We start from the raw sequence: 2,453 nt of genomic DNA on the forward strand, positions 1-2,453 counted from the left end.
TGGTTAGTGATTGGTGCGGTGGTGGCCGCAGTGATGTCTAACATATTTATGTATGACGAAGATGCCAATACGTCGGCACCTTTGTATATCACCTATGCCTGTGGTTTTTTTGCCCTGATACTTTGCTGGATGTGGGAACCCAAGCGGTATACACCTCACCAATAGGCCACAGCCAAAAATACGCACCGCTGTGCTGTTACGGGCAAAGAAGATGCCTGAGTACAACACAAATAGACACGCTCTTTTATGTTACTTCTGTCGAGCCGGATACACAGATGTTACAAAAAGCCATCCGCCATCATTGGCACATAGAGAATCAACAGCATTGGGTGTTGGATGTCGTGTTTAAAGAAGATGATTGCCAGATCAGCGAGCCTATTTCGGCGGAAAATATGGCACTATTCAGACGGGTTGTTCGCAATCTGGTAAAACAGCACACAGGCCGTAAAGATTCGATACGTGGCAAGTGTATTCGGGCCTGTTTTGACGATGAATTCAGGGCAGAGCTTATCTTCGGTTAATGGCCGGGCTCTGTATCCTCTCTGATATCAATAATGAAGCTTAATTTGGATACGCCAACTTACAGTTGTTTGTGCAAGCGTAGCGCAGAACTGGCAGTTCGTTATAGGCCAAATTCCAATGTATCCAGGGGCATTGATATCTTCGTTGATAGCACTGGTTTGAAGGTATACGGAAGTGGTGAGTGGCATGCAAGAAAACATGGTGTGAATAAACGCCGGACCTGGCGAAAATTACATCTGGCCGTTGATACAAATACGCTCCAAATCATGGGTGCTGAGTTATCTGCAATCTCCGTAGCTGATTTAGAAGTTCAAGGGGACTTGCTCAGACCATTGCACTGGAAGATCCGCTCGGTAAAAGCGGATGGCGCATATGACACCAGAGGCTGTTATGCAGAAGTGTCAGCCAAAAAGGTCGCTGCAGTGATCCCATCAAGGCGTAACGCGCAGTTGTGGGAGGATGGACATGCTCGCAACAACGCGATCACTTTAAAAAAGCATATAGGCGGCAGTGAGTGGAAAAAGTGTGTGAACTACCACCAACGTTCACTGGCGGAAACGGCAATGTACCGGTATAAACAGCTAATGGGTGACAAGCTGGTAAGTCGTGGATGCAATCCGCAACACACTGAAGCGATGATCAAAGTGAAAACACTCAACAGAATGGCTGGGCTAGGTATGCCTGAGTATCAGGGGAAACAGCTAGAACAGCGGTGTTGTCTAAGCTATTTAGATTTAATCAACGAAGCCTCCAGCTTGTTAGAAAGTTTGGCTCAGGACAAAAAAGTTTATTCAACCAGGTAGTCCTTATCAGAATGGTTTTGTGGAGCCTTTTAATCGCAGTTATCGTGAAGAAGTATTAGATTTATACCTGTTCGATTCACTACAACAAATACGCGAAATCACAGATGAATGGTTAGAAATTTACAATTATGAAAGGCCTCACTATGCGCTGGAAGACATGACTCCAATTGGCTACTTGAGGCTGCATGATTCTAATAATGAGCTGTACTAGGTTAGGTGGAGTTACACTGTTTATCCAAGGTTTTCACCTTTTCTGACTACTTAAGTTACTTCTAACTCTTGCTTTGTGGTATTGATGATTTTTCCTTTATTTTCAATAATGTTATATTCGCACTTCTTTTGTGTATATTCCTAATGAACTTGTATCTGGGTTATATGTAAACGTTACCCCATTTCTCGTATTGAGCTTATCATCTAAAGGTGAACTTCTTTGGATAACAATGTGTCGCTGTAAAACAGCACTGCCATGCACAACTGCTGTTATTTGAATTCCACTAAGGTAAATGTTGGTATCATTTCCATACTCAACCCATTGAGATTGTTCAGGGTTTAACGAGAAGTCTTTGGGTTCTGCAAATTCTCTTGGATCTTCACCTTCACGAACTACCAATGATACCTGTAAAATGTAAGGTGTATCATTTGTGAAATATTTACTTCCTGGCATTTCATTTCTCCTGATTTCAGATAATAAGTGCGACACTCATGGGACCGCGTAGAAGAGGAAAAGCCAACGGCTGAAAGTGGTGCGCTCTTCTCGCCAAAGAAACAAGCAGTACTACCATGAGATATCAGTAGTTGACCGAGGGCAGAAGATACCAGATTTCCATATTTTTGGAAGAGGGGTGTTCTGTTACTGAGAGCACTAAAAAGTAAAATGCCATCACTCCACCGTTTATCGTGAGTTATGAAAGAATAAAGTGGACGGTTCCTATTGCCCTGATTCAGTGTAACTCCCCCATAAACTGCAACAGTTCTTGAGTAGAATTTCCATTAACAAAAGAAGGAAGTTTTACGATGAGAAAAAGCAGATTCACCGAATCACAAATTGTTGCCATGATCAAAGAAGCTGAATCGGGTGTATCGGTTCCAGATCTTTGCCGAAAACATGGAATTGGACAGAGCACATTT

Annotated in this window: 3 protein-coding genes and 2 pseudogenes; 4 read left to right on the forward strand and 1 reads right to left on the reverse strand. The window is 42.9% G+C overall.

Translation table 11 applies throughout. The features are described from left to right. Window positions 1-131 precede the first annotated feature (131 nt). The 3 genes and pseudogenes from MHN31_RS23985 to MHN31_RS23995 all read left to right on the forward strand — a co-directional run. Complete coding sequence (locus MHN31_RS23985; RefSeq protein WP_343224720.1) at window positions 132-521, forward strand: ISAs1 family transposase; 390 nt, start codon at window positions 132-134, stop codon at window positions 519-521. Between the two features lie 18 nt (window positions 522-539). Next, window positions 540-1,325, forward strand: a pseudogene (locus MHN31_RS23990) (IS5 family transposase); the annotation flags it as partial. Then, a pseudogene (locus MHN31_RS23995) lies at window positions 1,309-1,536 on the forward strand (transposase); the annotation flags it as partial. The pseudogenes MHN31_RS23990 and MHN31_RS23995, both read left to right, overlap by 17 nt. A 111-nt stretch (window positions 1,537-1,647) precedes the next feature. Here the strand turns inward: MHN31_RS23995 and MHN31_RS24000 are convergent. Further along, a complete protein-coding gene (locus MHN31_RS24000; RefSeq protein WP_239445539.1) occupies window positions 1,648-1,989 on the reverse strand; it encodes a hypothetical protein in 342 nt (113 codons plus the stop codon). Between the two features lie 350 nt (window positions 1,990-2,339). On the opposite strand from MHN31_RS24000, the gene MHN31_RS24005 reads away from it, so the two are divergent. Further along, on the forward strand, window positions 2,340-2,453 hold a 114-nt coding region (locus tag MHN31_RS24005; RefSeq protein WP_239445540.1), incomplete at its 3' end, for a transposase.

Source organism: Pseudoalteromonas sp. McH1-42 (genome assembly GCF_022347845.1).
GTDB lineage: Bacteria > Pseudomonadota > Gammaproteobacteria > Enterobacterales > Alteromonadaceae > Pseudoalteromonas > Pseudoalteromonas rubra_D.

Excerpts from the sequence above, each read along its gene's own strand:
- MHN31_RS24000 (WP_239445539.1), bottom strand. The coding sequence starts at position 1,989 with ATGCCAGGAAGTAAATATTTCACAAATGATACACCTTACATTTTACAG.